Origin of the sequence: Stenotrophomonas lactitubi (genome assembly GCF_002803515.1) — a bacterium.
In the GTDB taxonomy this organism is placed as follows: Bacteria; Pseudomonadota; Gammaproteobacteria; order Xanthomonadales; family Xanthomonadaceae; genus Stenotrophomonas; species Stenotrophomonas lactitubi.
In genome coordinates this window covers 3,694,233-3,713,982 of record NZ_PHQX01000001.1, presented here as the reverse complement: position 1 = coordinate 3,713,982, position 19,750 = coordinate 3,694,233, and the positions used below count along the sequence as shown (strand labels likewise).

The window sequence follows — 19,750 nt, the reverse complement described above, 5'->3', positions numbered from 1 at the left end:
GGGCGCCAATGGTAGCGGTTTACGCGGGCCGTCGCCGCGTGACCTTGGTCATGCAACGCAGCCGGAAATGCCGACTGACGGCCGGCATCACCGTCAAACGATCAATGCACTTCGTCGTGGTACACGAACTTCGGCATTTCCCAGCGGTAGTGGATCGCCAGCAGGCGCACGGCGAACCCTCCGCCCAGGCAGCACAGGATCGCCGTGGCATCGGCCACGCCCCAGTGCAGCAACAGCAGATACACCGCACCGGTCAGCAGCGAGATGATCGCGTACAGCTCTTTCTGGAAAATCAGCGGTACCTCGTTGCAGAGGATGTCGCGCAGCACGCCGCCGAAGGCGCCGGTGAGCATGCCGGCGATCAGCACGATCGGCAGCGCATGGCCAGCCTCGCGCGCGATCGAGCAGCCGATCAGGGTGAAGGCGATCAGGCCCAGCCCGTCCAGCACCAGGAAGGTGCGGCGGAAGTGATGCATCCAGCGCGCCACCCAGGTGGCGATCAGCGCCGCGCACACGGTGAAGCCCAGGTACTCAGGATGCTTCACCCAGCCCAGTGGATAGTGGCCGAGCAGGATGTCGCGCAGCGAGCCGCCACCGAGGGCGGTGACACAGGCGATCATGACCACGCCGAACAGGTCCATGCGGCGGCGGCCCGCAGACAGGGCGCCGGTCATGGCTTCGGCGGAAATGGCGATCAGGTAGATGATGGACAGCAGCATGGGACAGGCTCCGGGCGCGGTGGGGCCGGCCATGCGCGACCACCGCCGTTGCCTGCGCAACGACGGGATGACGATGACCGGTGCCGCTCCCGCTGTCCTTTTGCCTGAGAGTTCAGCGGCGTGAACCGCGTGCCCCTTCGGCGGATCGTCCCGGGCATGCCCGGTGACCTCTCTCCAGCTCGGCGAGTCGAATGCATGGTTGGTGGGATTCCAGCCCACCGGCCTGAGCGATCATGGGAGCCTGCGCCTTCGGCGGGCGCCAGCGCGGCGCCTCTCTCCTGCATTCGGTCGCCAGTATATCCGCTGCAGTGCAGCACGGCATAATCCGGCCATGGTTTCCCCTTCCCGCCCGTGGTTCCTGTACCTGCTCGAATGCCGCGACGGCAGCTATTACGCCGGCATCAGCACCGACGTGCAGGCCCGTTTTGCCGCCCACCAGGCCGGCAAGGGAGCCCGTTACACCCGATCGCGGCCGCCGCTGCGGGTGCTGGCGGTACGCGAATACCCGGACAGGGCAACGGCCTCACGCGCCGAATGGGAGCTCAAGCAGCAGCCGCGCGAACGCAAGCTGGCCTGGCTGCAGGCGCCGGCCGTGGCTGTTCTGTAGAGCCGAGCCCATGCTCGGCTGCTGCACTCGGCGACGAGCATCAGCCGAGCATGGGCTCGGCTCTACAACTTCGCCGGTAGATCCACGCCATGCGTGGATGGGGCACATCCGGCCATGCCATGATCGCCCAGCCCTCAGCGCTGGAGACCCGGATGTCCACCGTTGCCCTGTTGTTCGCGCTTTCCGCAGCGGCAAGCCCCGCCGCCGACGCCACCACGATCGCCGCCATCGAGGCGACCTGCCACGACTACGTCGACGGCCAGCTGGAAGGCGATCCGCAGCGCGTCGCCCGTTCCCTGCATCCAGACCTGGCCAAGCGCGCGGTGCTCGGTGATACACCCGACGAACGCCTCGGCCTGCGCCGGATGTCGAAGGAAGAACTGGTTGCGTTGACCAAGCTGGGCGCGTTGAAGACACCGAAGGATCAATGGGACCGCCGCTGCACGGTGCTGGACGTGACCGGAAACGCGGCCTCGGTGCGGCTGGAAACGCCGTGGTTCGTCGACTACTTCCACATGGGCCGCTTCGAGCAGCGCTGGGTCATCGTCAACGCGTTGTGGTACCCGAAGCCGAAGTAGGGCCCCCCATGCGTGGCTGCGCTCCATGCGGCCTGCACAGAAGCTCATCCACGCATGGCGTGGATCTACTGTGCCGGTCGAGGACGCGCCCACGGCACTACCTATCGCGAAGATTTCTGCCGGACATGAGCGGGTGTCCAGCGGCCCGATGAAGCAGTAGAGCCACGCCACGCGTGGCTACGCTCCATGCAGCCTGCACAGAAATCCATCCACGAATGGCGTGGATCTACTGTGTCGGTCGAGAGGTCACCCACGGCAGTACCTACCGCTTCGGCCGGCGGTCTTCGCGGTCGTCGCCAAAAATGATCCGCGCGCTGCGCTGGTAGCTCCAGTACGCCACCGCCCAGTTCAGCAGCACCACGACGCGGTTGCGGAAACCGATCAGGAAGAATACGTGCGCGGCCAGCCAGAACCACCAGGCCAGCACGCCCGACAGCTGCAGCTTGCCCAAGTGCACGATCGCAGCCATGCGACCGATGGTGGCCAGGTTGCCGAAGTCGGCGTACTTGAACGGCCCCGGTGCCGGCTTGTCGTGCAGGCGTGCGCGGAGGGTCTCGGCCACGTACTTGCCCATCTGCTTGGCGGCCGGGGCCACGCCCGGTACCGGCTTGCCGTTGGCCTGGCTCAGCGCGGCCAGGTCGCCCGCCACGAACAGTTCGGGATGGCCGGGCAGGGTCAAGTCGGGCTGCACCTGCACGCGTCCTGCGCGGTCCAGCGGCACGTCCAGCGTGCGCGCCAGCGGCGAGGCAGCCACGCCGGCGGCCCAGACCACGGTGCGTGCGGGCACGAACTGATCGCCCAGTTTGAAGCCCTGTCCATCGATGTGGCTGACTGGCGTGCCCGTCATCACTTCCACGCCCAGCTTTTCCAGCTGCCGGCGTGCCTTCAGCGAAAGCACTTCCGGGAAGGTGGACAACACGCGCGGACCGGCCTCGACCAGCCGCACCTTGGCGCTGGCTGGATCGATGTGGCGGAACTCATTGCGCAGCGTATGCCGGGCGATTTCAGCCAGGGTGCCAGCCAGCTCGACGCCGGTCGGGCCACCACCCACCACCGCGAAGCTCAGCCATGCGGCCTTCTTCGCCGGGTCCGGCTCGGCCTCGGCGCGCTCGAACGCCAGCAGCAGCTTGCGGCGCAGGGCGATGGCATCGTCCAGTGTCTTCAGGCCAGGCGCATCGTCGGCCCATTCGTCGTGGCCGAAGTAGGCGTGGGTGGCGCCGGTGGCCAGCAGCAGGCTGTCGTAGTCCAGCGTGCTGCCATCGGCCATGCGCACCTGGTGGGCTTCCTTGTCGATGGCCACCACTTCGCCCAGCCGCACCTCCACGTTGCGCTGGTGGCCGAGGATGTGGCGCAGCGGTGCGGCGATATCCGGAGCCGATAGTCCCGCGGTGGCTACCTGGTAAAGCAGCGGCTGGAACAGGTGATGGTTGCGACGGTCGACCAGGGTGATGCGTATGCGTTCGCGGGCCAGCGCACGGGTGGCCCACAGGCCGGCGAAACCGCCGCCGACAACGACCAGGTGGGGGACGCGATCACGACTCATCGACTCACTCCAGGGGGGCATGGGGGAAGTGCCTGGCATCTTCGCACGGCCGGTCCTTGTCACGTCAGCGTGCATCCGGATCGGCGATACTCGGGTTCAGGCAATTGCCCGTGAGGAGTCCATGAGCGAACCGGAAAAGCGCATCGCCCTGTTGATCGACGCCGACAATGCACCGGCCTCGAAGATCGACGAAGTCCTGGCCGAGGTTGCCCGTTATGGCGTGGCCAACGTGCGCCGTGCCTATGGCAACTGGAAGAGCCCGCGGCTGAAGGGCTGGGAGGCGGTGCTGCACGAATACGCGATCCGGCCGATCCAGCAGTTCGCCTACAGCAAGGGCAAGAACGCGTCGGACATGGCGATGGTGATCGATGCGATGGACCTGCTGTACGCGCGCAACCTCGATGGGTTCGCGATCGTGTCCAGCGATGCCGACTTCACGCCGATGGTGATGCGCCTGCTGACCGATGGCGTGAAGGTCTATGGCTTCGGCGAAAAGAAGACCCCGGAACCCTTCGTCAACGCGTGCTCGAAGTTCACCTATCTCGAAGCGTTGGGCCAGACCCACGCCAGCGTGCAGGATGTGGAGCAGGCATCGAACGAACCATCATCGAACGAACAGGCGCCCAGCGAACAGGCGAGCAGCGACGATGCGCGCCCGCGCAAGAGCGGCGCGGAAATGCGCAGCGACACGCGCCTGGTGAAGATGCTGCGCCGTGCGGTGTCCTCGGCAGAAGGCGAGGATGGCTGGTCGCACCTGGGCCCGGTCGGCAGCCAGATCGGCAACCAGGCCTCGTTCGATCCGCGCAACTACGGGTACGGGAAGCTCAGTGACCTGCTGGCCGCAATCGGTCTGTTCGAGCTGAAGAAGGACGGTAAATCCTCCTACGTGCGCGCGCTGCCGAAGAAGAACCGGTAACGCCGGAAAACGCTGGTGCAGAGTAGAGCCGAGCCACGCTCGGCTGCTGTTCGTGTGCGCTATAGAGCGTGTGCATCGGACCCTGCGTAGCCCGCAGCGAATCCATCGGCGAAATCCTCAACTCCGTTGAATGCCAGCAACAACAGCCCGGCACACAGCAGCATGTTGCGGTTGGATCGGCGGTACCCCAGCACCAGCGCCACCAGCCCTGCTGCCAGCAGAACGTAATTCACTGCATCCCATGCGGTCATGCCGTTTCTCCTTGTGGATCGGCGTATCGTAACGTCTCCGCGCCCTCTTGGCGCAGCGCTGCACGCAAGGAAATCCGCATGTTGAAGATCTGGGGTCGCCGCAATTCCAGCAACGTCCGCAAGGTGCTGTGGTGTGCCGAGGAAATCGGCCTGCCGTACGAGTCCATCGAGGTGGGTGGCAGCCACGGTGGCACGCAGTCGCCGGAGTACGTGGCGATGAACCCGAACGGGCTGGTGCCGGTGATCGAAGACCACGGCCTGCCGCTGTGGGAGTCGAACACCATCGTGCGCTATCTCAGTGCGCGCTATTCGCTGGGCACGCTGTACGCGGAAGACGCGATGGAGCGTGCGCAGGCCGAGAAGTGGATGGACTGGAGCACCTCGCGGATGGCGCCGCTGTACTCCGAACTGATCTGGGGCATCATGCGCACCGCGCCGGCTGACCGCGATGAGGCGCGCATCAATGCGGCGATCGTGCGCGCCGGTGATTTCCTGGCGCTGCCCAATGCGACCTTGGCCACGCAGCCGTGGTTGTCAGGCGAAAAATTCGCCATGGGTGACATCGCCCTGGGCTCGTTGATCTACGCCTGGTTCGAGCTGCCGATCCAGCGCCCGGATCTGCCGCACCTGGCCGATTGGTACGCACGCCTGCGCGAGCGCCCGGCGTACCAGCGCGGCGTGATGTCACCGATGACGTAACGGTGGATCCAAGGTGGTACCTGTAGTGCCGAGCCATGCTCGGCAGCGCTCTGCCGATCAATACAGGTCGGTGGGATCCACATCCAGCGACCAGCGCACCTTGCGTGCCTCCGGCAGCGCGTACAGCTGCGGCACCAGCTGTGCCAGCACCCCGTGCAGCGGTGGCCGCTGCGCTGCCGACAACAACAACTGCGTGCGCTGATAGCCGGCACGGCGTGGCATCGGCGCCGGCATCGGCCCATAGGCCTCAACCACGTTCTGCTCGCCCAGCAGTTTCCGCGCGGCCAGCAGGAATGCATTGGCATGCTCCAGCTGCTGCGCTTCGGCGCGCATCAGCGCCAGGTGCGCGAACGGTGGAAAACCCGCCGCCCCGCGCTGGTTCAATTCAGCTTGCGCGAACGGGTGGTAGCCACCGTTCACCAGCGTCTCCAGCAGCGGATGACCCGGATGATGGGTCTGCAACCACACTTCGCCCGGATCGCGCGCGCGACCGGCGCGGCCGGCCACCTGGATCAGCTGCTGCGCCAGTTTTTCGCTGGCGCGGAAATCAGCCGAGAACAGGCCTTCGTCGATGCCCACCACCACCACCAGCGTCAGCTTGGGCAGGTCGTGACCCTTGGCCAGGATCTGCGTGCCGACCAGGATGCCGGGTTCGTTGCCCAGCTTGGCCAGCTGCTGCTCCAGCGCATCGCGACGTGCGGTGGTGCCGCGGTCGATGCGCACCACCGGGAAATCGGCGAAGGCACTGACCAGGTGTTCTTCCAGCCGCTCGGTGCCGATGCCCTGTGGCTGCAGCGCCAGGCTGCCACAGGCGGGGCAGGCCAGTGGTGCCGGCTGCCGCGCACCGCAGTGATGGCATTGCAGGCGACGGCCACCGCCATGCACGGTCATCGGTGCGTCGCAGCGGTTGCAGGGCGCGGTCCAGCCGCAGTCGTGGCACAGCAGCACCGGCGCATAGCCGCGCCGGTTCTTGAACACCAGCACCTGCTGGCCACGTTGCAGGTGTTCGCCGATGCCGGCCAGTACGTCGGCGGAAAGGCCATCGCGCAGCGGACGCTTGCGGACATCGAGGATGCGCACGCGCGGCGGTCGGGCATCACCGGCACGTTGCTTCAGGCGCAGGTGCGCATAACGGCCGGCGTAGGCGTTGTGCAGGGTTTCCAATGAGGGCGTGGCGCTGCCCAGCAGTACCGGAACGCCCTGCGCCTTGGCCCGCACCAGGGCGAAATCGCGCGCGTGGTAGCGGATGCCGTCCTGCTGCTTGTAGCTGCCGTCATGCTCTTCGTCGACGATCAACAGGCCGGGCTGCGGCAGCGGGATGAACACCGCTGACCGCGTACCGACGATCACCCGCGCTTCGCCGCGTGAGGCCGCGGCCCAGACCCGCGCGCGTTCGTTGTCGGTCAGCCCCGAGTGCAGCGCGTGCACGGCAATGCCGAGACGGCCGCGGAAGCGCGCCAGGGTCTGCGGGGTCAGGCCGATCTCGGGCACCAGCACCAGCGCCTGCCTGCCCTGCGCCAGGCAATGGATGATTGCCTGCAGGTAGACCTCGGTCTTGCCGCTGCCGGTCACCCCGTCCAGCAGGAAGGCCTGGAAGCTTTCGGCGGCGGTGATCGCGGCCACGGCCTCGGCCTGCTCCGCATTGAGGGTGGGGCCGGGCAGGGGCTGAGCGTGCTGCGGCGCCACGGTCAGGGCGATGCGCTCGGCCAGGTCGCGCTTGCCCAGGCTGCGTGCGGCCACCCGCCAGTCCTGCATGCGCGCGGACAGGACATCCTCGTCCACCACCGCGTCGGCCAGCAGCTCGGCCAATTGCCGTGGTCGGCTGCCGGCGCGCAGCTTTTCGCGCTGGGCGCGGCCCTCCGGTGTCAGCTGCCAGCCCCAGTGATGGGTATCGGGCAGCGGTTCGCCGTGCCGCAGCGGGCCGGGCAGGGCGGTGCTCAGCACCTCGCCCAGGGGGGCGTGGGTATAGCGGGCCAGCCACTGCAGGCTCTGCCACAGCTCGCCCTGCAGCAGCGGCGCGGTGTCACACCAGGCCAGCGCCTGGCGCAGGCCCTGGCTGTCCTCGGCCTGCCCGTGGCCGGCCACCACGCCGATCAGTTCGCGGTTGCCGAACGGCACCTTCAGCCGGCAGCCGACCGCCACCGTCGGACCTTCGCCCTGCGGCGGCAGGTAATCGAACAGGCGCGGCAGGGGGACGGGCAGGGCGACCTGCAGGGTCGGGACGGGGCCGGAATCGGGGACGAGCATCGGGTCAGTGTAACGGCCCCTGCGAGGGCGCATGGCAGAGGTAAATGCGACTGACACGCCCGTCGGCGAATCATAAATGTCACCTAAATATCGGTGTCTATTGGAGATTCAGTCTTATCCACATCTTCTGTGGATAAGTCTGTGCGTTAGCGGCTCGTGGCGCCGCATGAGGCCGATGGCGACGGCCTCACGCTTGGGTTGGTCAAAAAATAGCCACACTTTAAATTATATGTAAATCAATAACTTAAGTGTGAAACATTGCTGAAACAGGGTGAATTCAGCCATTCATCGAGGAATCGCCCGGTTCCCGCGTGATGCTGTGCACAACCTGCAGCATGAAGTGTCTGGAATCGCAAGCCTGCCGGGCAGCGATGGGCTGCCGCTATCATGCCGATAGACCTTTGGAGTGACCGATGACGGCTGTGCCCGCCCCTGTTTCCTCGACCGCGGCCGGCGCGCTGTCGGCATTTCTGCGTGGCGTCGAACGCCGTGCCCTGGTCGTGGCCGAACTGCAGTGCGGCGACCCCGCCCGTGCCGAACAAACGCTGGTGGCGGTGATGCGCGCCTTCGCCGCCGTCGCCAGCGACCTGCCGATGGCGCAGTGGCCCGGCCGCTTCTGGACCCTGCTGGGCCAGCGCCAGGCGCTGCGCGAGCCGACCACCGGTCAGTGGCCGCCGTCGCTGGCCGCGCTGGGCGACATGGCCCCCCTGCCGCGGCTGGCTCTGTTGCTGCGGGTAGGCGGCAGCCTGGACGAGGGCATCGCCACCCGCGTTCTGGATGTCGACGAGGAGGGTTATCAACGCCTGTTGGCCACGGCCTGCCCACGCGATGCCAATGGCCAGCCCGATGCCGCCGCATGGCGGACGCTGGCCGAACAGGTGCAGCTGCGTATCCGCGACCTGCCGGCCAAGCGCCTGCAGCAGCTGGCGCAACCGTCCGCGCCAGCGGCCAACAACCAGGCGCCGGCCTCCAGTTGGCGTGCGCCGCCGCGCGACGAACGCGCGCCTGCCAGCGGCAAGCGTCGTCGCCCCAATGCCAAGCCGCGCTGGCGTGGCCCGGTGATCCTGTTGATCACCGTGGCGGTGTTGCTGCTGGCTGCGTTGGGCTGGCGCCATTGGCAGGGCCGCGCGTTGACTGCCGATGGCCCCTTGCCCGAGGGCGTGGTGGGTGAGGCCGGGCCGGTCACCGTCGAGGCACTGCCCGCCAGCGATGTCCGCCCCGCTGCAGGCGGCGATGCGCAGGCCAGCGAAGATGCCGCCATGCTGGCCGACCGCGACTACCCGCTGCTGGCCGAGGCCGACATGCATGCCTGGAGTGCTGCCGGTGGCCCGTTGCCGGTGGACGAGTCACAACCCAAGCCGACCCGCCCGGAACCGGTCGGCGCAGCGCTGGAAACCTCTGCTGCCGATGAATAAGCTCCTCTTCGCCGGCCTGCTGCTGGCCTTGCCGCTGTCGCTGGCGGCTGCTCCGCAATCGTTGAACGTGCCGCTGCCCGCACCCTCGGCAACACCGTCGGCGGTCGCGCCCACCGCAGCGGCGGCATTCGCACAACTCGATCCCGCCCAGCAACGTCAGCGTCGCAGCGACTACGCCGCGTGGCGGGCCCTGCCAGAGGGTGAGCGCGAACGCATCCGTCAGGCCGCCAGCCGTTTCGCCGCTTTGCCGGCCGATCAGCAGCAGCGCCTGCGCACGCAGTTCCTGGCACAGGACCAGGCCTTCCGCGAAGGCTGGCGTCTGGGCCCGCAACTGGGCGCCGAGTTCCCCAAGCTGCACGGCCTGTTCGGTTTCGTGCCGCCGCAACAGCGCGACGCGGTCCTTGCCGTGCTGCGCCAGCTGAGCCCTGCGCAGTTGGCACAGTTGGCCCTGGTCGCGCAGCGCACGCCGCCGCAGGAACGCGACAGCGTACGCAGCGCATTCCTCACCGTCCCCGCCGCCGAACGCGACACCTGGCTCAAGCGCCAGGCCGGGCAGTAAGCAAAAAGGGGACGGAGGGAATCAAGTCATTTCAGGCCCGACTGTGCCGGATACGACTTAATTCCCTCCGTCCCCTTTATGGGGCAGTCATGGGAATGGCCGCCCAGCGCGCGTAAGATGGCCGGCCGCAACCCGGTGCCTGTGCCCTTCGCGCGCAACCGTAGTTCGCGTCAAGCACCTTATGTCTACTGCAACCTCCACGCCGCGCTTCAGCAAGGAAGTCGGCGCCACCGGTCTGCTTGCCCTGCCGCTTGTGCTCGGGCACGTCTCCACCGGTCTGATCTCCTTCGTCGACAACGTGATTGCCGGCCACCATGCGACATCCACCCTGGCCGCGGTGACCATCGGCACCGCGCTGCTGTGGCTGCCGATGCTGATCCCGATCGGCACGCTGATCTCACTCACCGCCTCGGTGTCGCAGCTGCATGGCGCCGGCCGTGAGCGCGAGATCGGCCCGTTGTTCCGGCAGGCACTGTGGCTGGCGCTGGGCCTGGGCCTGATCATGTTCACCTTCCTCACCGTGGTGCCGCCGCTGCTGCCGGCCTTCGGCATCGCTCCGGACATCGTGCCGGGCGCAACGGCGTTCCTGCATGCGGTGCGCTGGGGTGGCCCGGCGCTGACCCTGTACTTCTGCATGCGCTATCTCAGTGAAGGCATGCATTGGACGCTGCCGACCATGCTGCTCGGTTTTGGCGGCCTGCTGGTGCTGGCGCCGATGGGCTACGTGCTGGCCAACGGCAAGCTGGGCTTCCCGGAAATGGGCGCCGAAGGCCTGGGCATCGCCTCGGCGGTGATGATGTGGCTGCAGGCGATCGCCTTCGGTACCTACCTGTGGTTCACCAAGCGCTTTGCCCACCTGCAGCTGTTCTCGCATTTCGAGGGACCGCGCTGGTCAGCGATCTGGGACCTGCTGCGCACCGGCCTGCCGATCGGCATCACCGTGTTGATGGAAGGTGGCCTGTTCATCGTCACCGCACTGTTGATCGGTCGCCTGGGTGCCAATGAAGCGGCCGCGCACCAGATCGCGATCAACGTGGCGCAGCTGTGCTTCATGATCCCGATGGGCGTGGCCGAGGCGACCACCGTGCGGGTCGGCCATGCGGTCGGCCGTGGCGATGGCTTCGGCGTGCGCCGTGCGGCGTGGGCCGGCTACGCGATCATCATGGGTACGCAGACGCTGTCGGCGGCGGCGCTGCTGTTCGGCCACGACGCCATCGTCGGCGTCTACACCAACGACCTGGCCGTGGCCGGTCTGGCCTCGACCCTGCTGCTGTACGCGGCCACCTTCCAGTTCCCCGATGGCATACAGGTGCTGTCGGCCGGTGCGCTGCGCGGACTGAAGGACACCCGCGTGCCGATGTTCATCGCCATGTTCGCCTATTGGGGCCTGGGCATGCCGCTGGGCGCCGGGCTCGGCCTCGGCCTGGGCATGGGCCCGCAGGGCATGTGGATCGGCCTGATCGTCGGCCTGACCGCCGCAGCAATCCTGATGGGCTGGCGCCTGAACCGCAGCAGCAAACGCCTGGGCCAGTCCACGCTGGCCTGATACCCCCCCCTGTCATGGGCAACCGTGACTGGCGATCCCCTGACTTGTGTCCGATGCCGCCTCACGCGGCACCGGCTATGCTGTTACCACGGCAAGAAGCCATCCGGAGTGCTCCATGAACCAACCCGTGCCGCCGCTGCCCCCGGCGAACCGCAATCCTGTCGCCAGCTTCTTCATCGGGCTGTGGGACGTGATGAATTTCACCCGCCGGTTGATCCTCAACCTGGTGTTCTTCGGCCTGTTGCTGCTGGTGCTGGTGATGTTCATCGTCGCTGCGGGCATGGGCGCTGGCGCCAGCAAGGCGCTGCAGGACCGCACCACCCTGGTGATCGCGCCGGAAGGCCGCCTGGTCGAGCAGTACAGCGCCGATCCGGTCAGCCGCGCGCTGGCCAAGGCCGTTGGTGACAACGGTGCCGAGGAAGTGCAGCTGCGCGATCTGATCCGGGTGATCGAGAACGCGCGCGATGACAAGAAGATCGAGCGCGTGGTGCTGGAACTGGACAAGCTGCAGCCGTCCGGTTTCGCCTCGCTGCGCGAAGTGTCCGCTGCGCTGCAGGAACTGCGCGCTTCGGGCAAGCAGCTGGTCGCCTTCAGCGAGAGCATGGGGCAGTCGCAGTACCTGCTGGCCGCACAGGCCGACGAGGTCTACCTGGACCCGATGGGGTCGGTGGTGCTGGAAGGCCTGGGCCGCTACCGCCAGTACTTCCGTACCGGCCTGCAGGACAAGCTGGGCGTGGACGTGCACCTGTTCAAGGTGGGCGAGTACAAGTCGGCCGCCGAGCCGTACGTGCTCGACGCGGCGTCGCCGGCCTCCAAGGAAGCCGATCTGTTCTGGATGAACGATGTGTGGCAGCGCTACCTCGGCGACATCGCCAAGGCCCGCCGCCTGGATCCGGCGCAGCTGGCGGCCGGCATCGATACCCTGCCTGAAGGTGTGGCTGCCGCTGGTGGCGACCTGGCCAAGTTCGCCCTGCAGCAGAAGCTGGTGACCGCGCTGAAGACCCGCGAGGAATTCGAGGATCTGATGATCGAGCGCGGCGTGGCCGATGAAGACGCCGACGGTGGTTTCCGCAACATCGATTTCGGCACCTACATGGCCCAGCTCGATGCGCGCCGCAACCCGGTTGATTCGCGCCCGCAGGTCGCGGTCATCGTGGCCTCCGGTGAAATCAGCGGCGGTGATCTGCCGGCCGGCCGCATCGGTGGTGAATCGACCTCGGCGCTGCTGCGTGCGGCGCGCGACGATGACGACGTCAAGGCCGTGGTGCTGCGTGTGGATTCGCCCGGTGGCGAAGTCTACGCCTCCGAGCAGATCCGTCGCGAAGTGGTGGCCCTGCAGGCTGCGGGCAAGCCGGTGGTGGTGTCCATGGGCGACCTCGCTGCGTCCGGTGGTTACTGGATCAGCATGAACGCCGATCGCATCTATGCCGATCCGTCGACCATCACCGGTTCGATCGGCATCTTCGGCATGATCCCGAACTTCAGCCGTGCGCTGGACAAGTTCGGCGTGCACACCGATGGCGTCGGCACCACCCGTTTCGCCGGTGCCTTCGATGTCACCCGGCCGATGGATCCGGCGGTGGGCCAGGTCATCCAGTCGGTGATCAACAAGGGTTATGCCGATTTCACCGGCCGTGTCGCCGAGGCCCGCAAGAAGCCGGTCGAGGCGATCGACGAAGTGGCTCGCGGGCGTGTCTGGAGCGGTGCGCAGGCCAAGGAGCGCGGTCTGGTCGATGCCTTCGGTGGCCTGAAGGACGCCGTGGCTGACGCTGCCGGTCGGGCCAAGCTGGGTGCGACCGACAAGTACCGTGTGCGTTACATCGAGAAGGCGGCGACGCCGTTCGCGCAGTTCGTCAGCGGCTTCGCTGGCAGCCACGCCGGCGCCTGGATGCTGGCCGATTCCGGCGTGGGCCGGATGATGCTGGCGCGCACGATGCCGGAAATCGATACGCAGCTGCGCTTCGTTGAGAACGCGGCCCGCGAGAAGGGCAACGGTGCACCGGTGAAGTCGCTGGCGTATTGCTTCTGCGGGTTCTGATTCCCGATCAGCGATGTCCACGCATGGCGTGGATCTACTGAACGCACAACGCCCGGCCTTGGCCGGGCGTTGTTGCATGCGGGGATCTACTGCGCGTCGGCCTCTGCCTTGCGCTCGCGTTCGGCCGCCTCGTCCATGGTCTTCTGCACGCCTTTGGCACGGTCCAGTGGTTGCTTGACTGCCTTGGCCAATGCCTGCGGTTCCGGCGGTCGTTCCGGATTCGGCGGTGCAGGGCGCTGGCACCCGGCCAGCACGGCGGCCGACAGCAGGACGGGAATCAGGACGCGCATGGCAGCTCTCCACGAGGGATGTGGGGCCAGTGTCGCATCACGGACGGGGGGCGGTCGTGAGCGCGTATCCTTGCCGCATCGAAACACAGTGGGCGCGGCCCCGGAGGACATATGACCCAGCAACGGTGGCGCCTGGATGGGCAGACGGCCCTGATCACCGGTGCCAGCGCCGGTATCGGCCTGGCGATCGCGCATGAACTGGCCGGTCTCGGCGCCGATCTGATGATCGTCGGCCGCGACCTGGATATGCTGGAGAGTGCCCGCGACGAACTGCTGGATGTGTATCCGCAGCACCAGGTTCACGCGTTGGCCGCCGATGTGTCCGACGACGAAGACCGCCGGCAGATCCTGGACTGGGTCGAGGACCACGCCGATGGCCTGCACATCCTGGTCAACAATGCCGGTGGCAACATCACCAAGCCCGCCACGGAGTACTCCGAAGACGAGTGGCGTGGCATTTTCGAAACCAATCTGTTCTCGGCGTTCGAACTGTCGCGCTATGCGCATCCGTTGCTCGCGCGCCACGCGTCATCGGCCATCGTCAACGTCGGCAGCGTGTCCGGCCTGACCCATGTGCGCAGTGGCGTGGTCTATGGCATGACCAAGGCGGCGATGCACCAGATGACCCGCAACCTCGCGGTGGAGTGGGCCGAGGATGGCATCCGGGTCAATGCCGTGGCGCCGTGGTACATCCGCACCCGTCGCACCTCCGGCCCGCTGTCCGATACCGACTACTACGAAGAAGTGATCGGGCGCACGCCGATGCGGCGCATCGGTGAGCCGGAAGAAGTGGCCTCGGCGGTGGGCTTCCTGTGCCTGCCGGCATCGAGCTATGTCACCGGCGAATGCATCGCGGTGGATGGCGGCTTCCTGCGTTACGGGTTCTGATCGCAGCCGATCACCGCGGATGAGGGATCCATGCCATGCGTGGATGCCTCACTCGGGCACTGGGCAATTGCTGGCTTCCAGCACGGCCTGCAGGCGCTCGCGTTCGCCGCGCGCCGTCTGCTGATTCTCCGGTGCGACGAACCGCTCGCGACCGCGTGCATCGCGGAAGCGCTGTTGCCAGCTGCCGCAGCGCTGTGCTTCGGCCACTTCCGTGCAGCGGTCGCTGACCACCTCGCAACTGGCGGCGTTGACCGGTGTTGCCCCGCCCAGGCCCTGTATGTTCAACAGTTCGCAGCGACCTGGCGCAGCCTCGTACTCATGCAGGTAGGAAGCGCCCTGCGTGTCAACGCACTGGAAGATCGCCGGTAACGGAGGCTTTGCTGGCGCGTCCTTGTCCGTTGCAGCGCCATCACCGCGTTGGTGCAGCGTCGCGCTGTCGAGGATGGTGTCTCCCTCTGCGCTGTCGACCATGCGGGCTTCCATGATCGGACGTTCCTCGCCGGCGCGCGGGCTGGCCGACGCGGCAGTGGGCACGCTGGGCGTTGAGGTGGGGGGCGAAGCAGGCAAGCCCCGGGGAGTGGGTGGCGGAACTTCCGGTGTGGCAGCGACGGGCGCCGTCCGAGCCGGATCGGCCACCCGCTGCACGCGCTGCGTGCTGCCGTCGGGACAGGGCATGCGCTGGATGGTCTGCACGTCGCTGGCCGAGGTGCAGCGGTAGATCACCATGTCATCGGCCAACGCGTTGCCGGGCAACAGGCCGATGGCCAGCCAGATCAGTCTTCTCATGCGAGCAGCCTACAGCCGTGGCCCATGCCCTGGTAGTTGCCAACCTTGGTTGGCACCGCTGTCTGCCAGCGCCCACCAAGGTGGGCCTCTACCAAAGCGCGGGGCACAGCCCTCATCGCAGGGCTCACATGCCCTGGTAGTTGCCAGCCTTGGTTGGCACTGCTGTCTGCCAGCGCCCACCAAGGTGGGCCTCTACCAAAGCGCGGCACCCTCAGCGCAGGGCTCACACGCCTTGGTAGTTGCCAACCTTTGTTGCCACCGCTGTCTGCCAGCGCCCACCAAGGTGGGCGTCTACCAAAGCGGGGCACAGCCCTCAGCGCAGGGCTCACACCCCTTGGTAGTTGCCAACCTTGGTTGGCACCGCTGTCTGCCAGCGCCCACCAAGGTGGGCCTCTACCGAAGCGCGGGGCACAGCCCTCATCGCAGGGCTCACATGCCTTGGTAGTTGCCAACCTTGGTTGGCACTGCTGTCTGCCAGTGCCCACCAAGGTGGGCGTCTACCAAAGCGCGCGGCACAGGCTCCGGCGCAGGGCTCAGCCGCCGCAGTCCTGCGCCAGCCGTGCATCGATGCCGCGCTGCTCGTTGCTGATCGCGGTGCGCTCGCTCTGCAGTGCGCTGTTGTAGCGCCGGTCCAGTTCCCAGCGACGGTCACGCAGGCGTGCGCACACTTCCTGCGGCGGCAGGGCGTGGCAGGTATCGCGAACCAGGATGTTGCCGGCAGGCACGTTGACGCCGACGCCCACTGACGGCGGGCGATACACCGGCGGCCCGCCGCCGATGGGGGCACCGATGGTGCTGCCGCTACCGGCCGGGCGCGGCCCTGGATGCGGCCCGGGTCGCCCGCCGCCAGGATGACCATGCGGATACCAGACGGTCGTCCACAGCGGTACCCAGCGCGGATTCCCTTCGTTGTTGTCGCTGGTGTAGCGGTCGCCGTCTTCACTCACGCATTCGTACATCGGCTGTGGCGGCTGGATGTAGACATGGCGCACCTCGCGCTCGCGCATCGGCGATGTCTGCGCCGGTGCGGGCACTGCGGCATCGGTGCTGACCACTCGCGGCGGCGGATCGCGTGGACGTTGCAGGTCGCGCACTTCCTGGCGGCCGGCCGTGCAGGGCTTGTCCTGCAGGGCGACGGCGCCATTGCTGCCGACGCAGCGGTAGACCCGCACGTCGTCAGCGGCAAGTGCCGGCAACGGCAGCAGCAGGGCCAGGCACAGGACAGGGCGCAGCAGGGTCATGGGCGCAGCGTGCGCGATCGGCAACGCCGGCGCAATCAGCCTGTCAGGAGCGCAGTACGTTGCCACTGAGCGCGTCGCGGATCGGCGTGGGTTGGGCCAGGCCGCCGGTCTGCCCATCGAGGATGCCGTCGAGCAGGCGCAGCAGGCGCGGGTCCAGCTCTTCGCGGCTGCGCGCGGGGGGCTCGCCTGCGAGGTTGGCGCTGGTGGAGACCAGCGGACCTCCCCAGGCCTGGCACAGTGCTGCGACCAGCGGGTGGGCGCTGATCCGTACCGCGATGCCGTTGTGTTCGCCGGTGATCCAGCCGGGCGCGCGCGCGCCCGCGGGCAGGATCCAGGTGTTGGCGCCGGGCCAGCTGGCAAGCACCGCGCGCTGGCGTGCATCGGGCAGCGCCTGCAGGCGCACCCAGCCCTGCAACTGCGACAGTTCCGCAGCCACCAGGATCATGCCTTTCTCGATCGGGCGCTGCTTCAGCCGCAGCAGCAGGTGCACCGCTGCCTCATGCGAAGGGTCGCACCCCAGGCCCCAGACTGCTTCGGTCGGGTAGGCGATCACCCCGCCACTGCGAAGCGTGGCGACTGCGGTGTCCAGCGTGAGTTCTTTCATGGCGGCGACCGGGCCCGGCGTGGGCCTTCATTATCCCCCCGCTGCGTGCACAACGGGTGGAGCAGTGGGTGCGGACCGTTGGTCCGCACACCTTGGCAGATCATCCACGCATGGCGTGGATCTACTTGGCAGCCTTCTTGACGGCCTTCTTTGCCGGTGCCTTCTTGGCCACGGCCTTCTTCGCCGGTGCCTTCTTCGCAGCCGCCTTCTTTGCCGGCGCCTTCTTGGCAGCTGCCTTCTTCGGCGCGGCTTCCTTCTTCACTGCCGCTTTCTTGGCCGGGGCCTTCTTCGCGGCGGCCTTCTTGGCACCGAAGCCCTTGCGCACCGGCTTGCCGGTTTCTTCCATCAACTGCTGCACTTCGGCCAGGGTCAGCGATGCCGGCTCACGATCCTTGGGAATCTTGCCGTTCATCTTGCCGTCGCTGATGTACGGGCCGAAACGACCGTTCAGCACCTGGATGTCGCTGCCCTCGAACTCCTTGATGATCCGGTTGCGCGCGATTTCTTCCTTCTCTTCGATCAGGAACACGGCGCGCGCCAGGTCGATGGTGTACGGGTCGTCTTCCTTCTTCAGCGAGGCATAGGTGCTGCCGCGCTTGGCGAACGGGCCGAAGCGGCCGATGCCGACGCTGACGTCCTCGCCCTTGTCCTCACCCAGCGCGCGCGGCATCAGGAACAGCTCCAGCGCGTCTTCCAGGGAAATGGTGTGCATCGACTGGCCCGGCCGCAGCGAAGCGAACTTGGGCTTGTCCTCGGCATCCTCGGCCGTGCTGCCGATGGCTGCGTAAGGCCCGAACCGGCCCAGGCGCACGCTGACCGGCTTGCCGGTCTTGGGGTCGGTGCCGAGCTCGCGCGCACCACTGGCCTCGGCGCGGTCGACCGATTCCTTCTTGTCTTCGACCAGTTCCTTGAACGGTCCCCAGAAACGCGACATCAGCGGAATCCACTCTTCCTCGCCGCGCGAGACGGCATCGAGCTCGTCTTCCAGCTTGGCGGTGAAGTCGTAGTCGACGTACTGGGTGAAGTGGCTGGACAGGAACTTGGATACCGCACGGCCGACATCGGACGGGCGGAAGCTGCGGCCTTCCATTTCCACGTACTTGCGGAACAGCAGGGTCTGGATGATCGAGGCGTAGGTCGAAGGACGGCCGATGCCATATTCTTCCAACGCCTTCACCAGCGCCGCTTCGGTGAAGCGCGGCGGCGGCTGGGTGAAATGCTGGTCGGCCACGATGCGTTCCAGCGGCACGCGGTCGCCCGGCTTCATCGCCGGCAGCTTGCGGCCTTCGTCGTCATCCTCGGCGCTCTTGCTGTCCTTGCCTTCCTCGTACACAGCCAGGAAGCCGGGCACGACCACGGTGGTGCCGCTGGCGCGGAACACGTGCTCGCTGCCGGCCGACAGATCCACGCTGACGGTGTTGAGCGTGGCCGGAATCATCTGGCAGGCCACTGCACGCTTCCAGATCAGCTCGTACAGCTTGCGCTCGTCGTCGGTCAGGAACCGCGCGACCTGGGCCGGGGTACGCAGTGCCGAGGTCGGACGCACCGCTTCGTGCGCTTCCTGGGCGTTCTTGGACTTGGTCTGGTAGGTGTTGGGCTGGTCGGGCAGCGAGGCGATGCCGTAGTCACGGGCGATCACGTCGCGGATTTCGGCCAGCGCGTCCTGCGACAGGTTCACCGAGTCGGTACGCATGTACGAGATCAGGCCGACCGTGCCTTCTTCGCCGCCGATGTCCATGCCTTCGTACAGCTTCTGCGCGACCTGCATGGTCTTGCGGGTGGTGAAACCCAGCTTGCGCGAGGCTTCCTGCTGCAGCGTGGAGGTGGTGAACGGCGGCGCGGGGCGACGCTTGCGCTCCTTGCTGGCCACGTCGGTGACGTGCAGGGCGCCCTGTGCCGCCTGCTGGATGCGCAGGCGGGCAGCCTCGGCGGTGTCGCCGTCGGTGACGGTGAACTGCTCGAATTTCTGCCCGTCCAGCTTGATCAGCTTGGCGTTGAAGTGCTGCGAGGGGTGCGCGCACTCGGCGGCGATCGACCAGTACTCGCGGGCGATGAAGGCTTCGATCTCTTCCTCGCGCTCGACGATCATGCGCAGCGCCGGGCTCTGCACGCGGCCTGCGGACAGGCCGCGCTGGACCTTGCGCCACAGCACCGGCGACAGGTTGAAGCCGACCAGGTAGTCCAGTGCGCGGCGCGCCTGCTGGGCATCGACCAGGTCGCTGGCGATCTCGCGCGGCTGGCTGATGGCTTCCTTGATCGCGCGCGGCGTGATCTCGGTGAAGACCACGCGCTGCATCGGCTTGTCCCCGACCAGCCCGCGCTCCTTCAGGATCTCGGCGATATGCCAGCTGATCGCTTCACCCTCGCGATCCGGATCGGTCGCCAGCAGGATGTCGTCGGCGCCCTTTGCGGCCTTGGCGATCGCATCGACATGCTTTTCGTTCTTCTCGATCACGTCGTAATGCATGGCGAACCCGTTGTCCGGGTCAACCGCGCCTTCCTTCGGGATCAGGTCACGCACGTGCCCATACGAGGCCAGGACCGTGTAGTCCTTGCCGAGGTATTTGTTGATCGTCTTGGCTTTGGCCGGCGATTCAACGATGAGCAGGTGCTTGGGCATGGCAGCAGGGTCTGTGGGTAAGCCGCGGGGAAGGGCCGCTAGGGTGGAGCAAACGGCCGCATTAGTGAAGCGGCCACGGGCAAATCAATAAACTGAACGCCCGGGACTGTGCCGGGCGTTCAGGTTTCACCTTATTAGAGGAATCACGCCCGGCCTGCCATTGTCAAGCAGGGAGGCGTGAGGATGGCCGTCTGCGACGGCGC

General features: G+C 67.0%; 18 protein-coding genes and 2 riboswitches. Of the genes, 9 read left to right on the top strand and 9 right to left on the bottom strand.

Going from position 1 to position 19,750, the window contains the following annotated elements:
• Positions 1-101: 101 nt before the first annotated feature.
• On the bottom strand, positions 102-719 hold the full coding sequence (locus tag CR156_RS17490) for a trimeric intracellular cation channel family protein (protein ID WP_032952083.1): 618 nt from the start codon (positions 717-719) through the stop codon (positions 102-104).
• Between the two features lie 82 nt (positions 720-801).
• A riboswitch (glycine riboswitch) is annotated at positions 802-907 on the bottom strand.
• 13 nt (positions 908-920) lie between these two features.
• Positions 921-1,010, bottom strand: a riboswitch (glycine riboswitch).
• A 40-nt stretch (positions 1,011-1,050) separates the two neighbouring features.
• Here CR156_RS17490 and CR156_RS17485 point away from each other — a divergent pair.
• Positions 1,051-1,326: a GIY-YIG nuclease family protein gene (locus CR156_RS17485; protein WP_100553753.1), complete on the top strand. Its 276-nt coding sequence runs from the start codon at positions 1,051-1,053 to the stop codon at positions 1,324-1,326.
• 152 nt (positions 1,327-1,478) lie between these two features.
• A complete protein-coding gene (locus CR156_RS17480; RefSeq protein WP_100553752.1) occupies positions 1,479-1,904 on the top strand; it encodes a nuclear transport factor 2 family protein in 426 nt (141 codons plus the stop codon).
• Positions 1,905-2,166: 262 nt separating this feature from the next.
• Here CR156_RS17480 and CR156_RS17475 read toward each other — a convergent pair whose 3' ends face one another.
• Positions 2,167-3,447 carry an NAD(P)/FAD-dependent oxidoreductase gene (locus CR156_RS17475; protein WP_100553751.1) on the bottom strand — a complete coding sequence of 427 codons (1,281 nt, stop codon included), beginning with the start codon at positions 3,445-3,447 and terminating at the stop codon, positions 2,167-2,169.
• Between the two features lie 121 nt (positions 3,448-3,568).
• Between CR156_RS17475 and CR156_RS17470 the strand changes: the two genes are divergently transcribed.
• Positions 3,569-4,363 (top strand): NYN domain-containing protein, encoded by a 795-nt coding sequence (locus CR156_RS17470; RefSeq protein WP_100553750.1) that lies wholly within the window; start codon positions 3,569-3,571, stop codon positions 4,361-4,363.
• A 59-nt stretch (positions 4,364-4,422) separates the two neighbouring features.
• On the opposite strand, the gene CR156_RS17465 is transcribed toward CR156_RS17470, so the two are convergent.
• Positions 4,423-4,614 (bottom strand): hypothetical protein, encoded by a 192-nt coding sequence (locus tag CR156_RS17465; protein ID WP_100553749.1) that lies wholly within the window; start codon positions 4,612-4,614, stop codon positions 4,423-4,425.
• 78 nt (positions 4,615-4,692) lie between these two features.
• On the opposite strand from CR156_RS17465, the gene CR156_RS17460 reads away from it, so the two are divergent.
• Positions 4,693-5,313, top strand: a complete 621-nt coding sequence (locus tag CR156_RS17460; protein ID WP_089238140.1) for a glutathione S-transferase family protein — start codon at positions 4,693-4,695, stop codon at positions 5,311-5,313.
• A 57-nt stretch (positions 5,314-5,370) separates the two neighbouring features.
• Here the strand turns inward: CR156_RS17460 and CR156_RS17455 are convergent, their stop codons facing one another.
• A complete protein-coding gene (locus tag CR156_RS17455; protein ID WP_165781006.1) occupies positions 5,371-7,560 on the bottom strand; it encodes a primosomal protein N' in 2,190 nt (729 codons plus the stop codon).
• Positions 7,561-7,973: 413 nt separating this feature from the next.
• On the opposite strand from CR156_RS17455, the gene CR156_RS17450 reads away from it, so the two are divergent.
• The 4 genes from CR156_RS17450 (at position 7,974) to sppA (ending at position 13,118) form a co-directional block, all read left to right on the top strand.
• Complete coding sequence (locus tag CR156_RS17450; protein WP_100553747.1) at positions 7,974-8,975, top strand: hypothetical protein; 1,002 nt, start codon at positions 7,974-7,976, stop codon at positions 8,973-8,975.
• Complete coding sequence (locus CR156_RS17445) at positions 8,968-9,534, top strand: DUF3106 domain-containing protein (protein WP_100462253.1); 567 nt, start codon at positions 8,968-8,970, stop codon at positions 9,532-9,534. Before CR156_RS17450 ends, CR156_RS17445 begins: the two co-directional genes overlap by 8 nt.
• Before the next feature lie 181 nt (positions 9,535-9,715).
• On the top strand, positions 9,716-11,080 hold the full coding sequence (locus CR156_RS17440) for an MATE family efflux transporter (RefSeq protein WP_089237194.1): 1,365 nt from the start codon (positions 9,716-9,718) through the stop codon (positions 11,078-11,080).
• A gap of 115 nt (positions 11,081-11,195) precedes the next feature.
• Complete coding sequence (gene sppA / locus CR156_RS17435) at positions 11,196-13,118, top strand: signal peptide peptidase SppA (RefSeq protein ID WP_100553746.1); 1,923 nt, start codon at positions 11,196-11,198, stop codon at positions 13,116-13,118.
• A gap of 86 nt (positions 13,119-13,204) precedes the next feature.
• Here sppA and CR156_RS17430 read toward each other — a convergent pair whose 3' ends face one another.
• The gene (locus tag CR156_RS17430; protein WP_100553745.1) at positions 13,205-13,408 is read right to left on the bottom strand and encodes a hypothetical protein; all 204 of its coding nucleotides are present in this window, start codon (positions 13,406-13,408) and stop codon (positions 13,205-13,207) included.
• 111 nt (positions 13,409-13,519) lie between these two features.
• On the opposite strand from CR156_RS17430, the gene CR156_RS17425 reads away from it, so the two are divergent.
• The gene (locus CR156_RS17425) at positions 13,520-14,296 is read left to right on the top strand and encodes an SDR family oxidoreductase (protein WP_025879399.1); all 777 of its coding nucleotides are present in this window, start codon (positions 13,520-13,522) and stop codon (positions 14,294-14,296) included.
• A 48-nt stretch (positions 14,297-14,344) separates the two neighbouring features.
• On the opposite strand, the gene CR156_RS17420 is transcribed toward CR156_RS17425, so the two are convergent.
• From CR156_RS17420 to CR156_RS17405, 4 genes are all read right to left on the bottom strand, one after another.
• Positions 14,345-15,082, bottom strand: a complete 738-nt coding sequence (locus CR156_RS17420) for a hypothetical protein (RefSeq protein ID WP_100553744.1) — start codon at positions 15,080-15,082, stop codon at positions 14,345-14,347.
• A gap of 533 nt (positions 15,083-15,615) precedes the next feature.
• The gene (locus tag CR156_RS17415; RefSeq protein ID WP_100553743.1) at positions 15,616-16,323 is read right to left on the bottom strand and encodes a hypothetical protein; all 708 of its coding nucleotides are present in this window, start codon (positions 16,321-16,323) and stop codon (positions 15,616-15,618) included.
• A 43-nt stretch (positions 16,324-16,366) separates the two neighbouring features.
• Complete coding sequence (locus tag CR156_RS17410) at positions 16,367-16,927, bottom strand: Sua5/YciO/YrdC/YwlC family protein (RefSeq protein ID WP_089237186.1); 561 nt, start codon at positions 16,925-16,927, stop codon at positions 16,367-16,369.
• Between the two features lie 121 nt (positions 16,928-17,048).
• Positions 17,049-19,547, bottom strand: a complete 2,499-nt coding sequence (locus CR156_RS17405) for a DNA topoisomerase I (protein WP_100553742.1) — start codon at positions 19,545-19,547, stop codon at positions 17,049-17,051.
• Between the last annotated feature and the right edge of the window lie 203 nt (positions 19,548-19,750).

Coding starts and splice junctions, on each gene's coding strand:
- sppA (WP_100553746.1), top strand. CDS start 11,196: ATGAACCAACCCGTGCCGCCGCTGCCCCCGGCGAACCGCAATCCTGTC.
- CR156_RS17405 (WP_100553742.1), bottom strand. CDS start 19,547: ATGCCCAAGCACCTGCTCATCGTTGAATCGCCGGCCAAAGCCAAGACG.
- CR156_RS17475 (WP_100553751.1), bottom strand. CDS start 3,447: ATGAGTCGTGATCGCGTCCCCCACCTGGTCGTTGTCGGCGGCGGTTTC.
- CR156_RS17410 (WP_089237186.1), bottom strand. CDS start 16,927: ATGAAAGAACTCACGCTGGACACCGCAGTCGCCACGCTTCGCAGTGGC.
- CR156_RS17485 (WP_100553753.1), top strand. CDS start 1,051: ATGGTTTCCCCTTCCCGCCCGTGGTTCCTGTACCTGCTCGAATGCCGC.
- CR156_RS17415 (WP_100553743.1), bottom strand. CDS start 16,323: ATGACCCTGCTGCGCCCTGTCCTGTGCCTGGCCCTGCTGCTGCCGTTG.
- CR156_RS17460 (WP_089238140.1), top strand. CDS start 4,693: ATGTTGAAGATCTGGGGTCGCCGCAATTCCAGCAACGTCCGCAAGGTG.
- CR156_RS17465 (WP_100553749.1), bottom strand. CDS start 4,614: ATGACCGCATGGGATGCAGTGAATTACGTTCTGCTGGCAGCAGGGCTG.
- CR156_RS17450 (WP_100553747.1), top strand. CDS start 7,974: ATGACGGCTGTGCCCGCCCCTGTTTCCTCGACCGCGGCCGGCGCGCTG.
- CR156_RS17490 (WP_032952083.1), bottom strand. CDS start 719: ATGCTGCTGTCCATCATCTACCTGATCGCCATTTCCGCCGAAGCCATG.
- CR156_RS17420 (WP_100553744.1), bottom strand. CDS start 15,082: ATGAGAAGACTGATCTGGCTGGCCATCGGCCTGTTGCCCGGCAACGCG.
- CR156_RS17470 (WP_100553750.1), top strand. CDS start 3,569: ATGAGCGAACCGGAAAAGCGCATCGCCCTGTTGATCGACGCCGACAAT.
- CR156_RS17430 (WP_100553745.1), bottom strand. CDS start 13,408: ATGCGCGTCCTGATTCCCGTCCTGCTGTCGGCCGCCGTGCTGGCCGGG.
- CR156_RS17425 (WP_025879399.1), top strand. CDS start 13,520: ATGACCCAGCAACGGTGGCGCCTGGATGGGCAGACGGCCCTGATCACC.
- CR156_RS17480 (WP_100553752.1), top strand. CDS start 1,479: ATGTCCACCGTTGCCCTGTTGTTCGCGCTTTCCGCAGCGGCAAGCCCC.
- CR156_RS17445 (WP_100462253.1), top strand. CDS start 8,968: ATGAATAAGCTCCTCTTCGCCGGCCTGCTGCTGGCCTTGCCGCTGTCG.
- CR156_RS17440 (WP_089237194.1), top strand. CDS start 9,716: ATGTCTACTGCAACCTCCACGCCGCGCTTCAGCAAGGAAGTCGGCGCC.
- CR156_RS17455 (WP_165781006.1), bottom strand. CDS start 7,560: ATGCTCGTCCCCGATTCCGGCCCCGTCCCGACCCTGCAGGTCGCCCTG.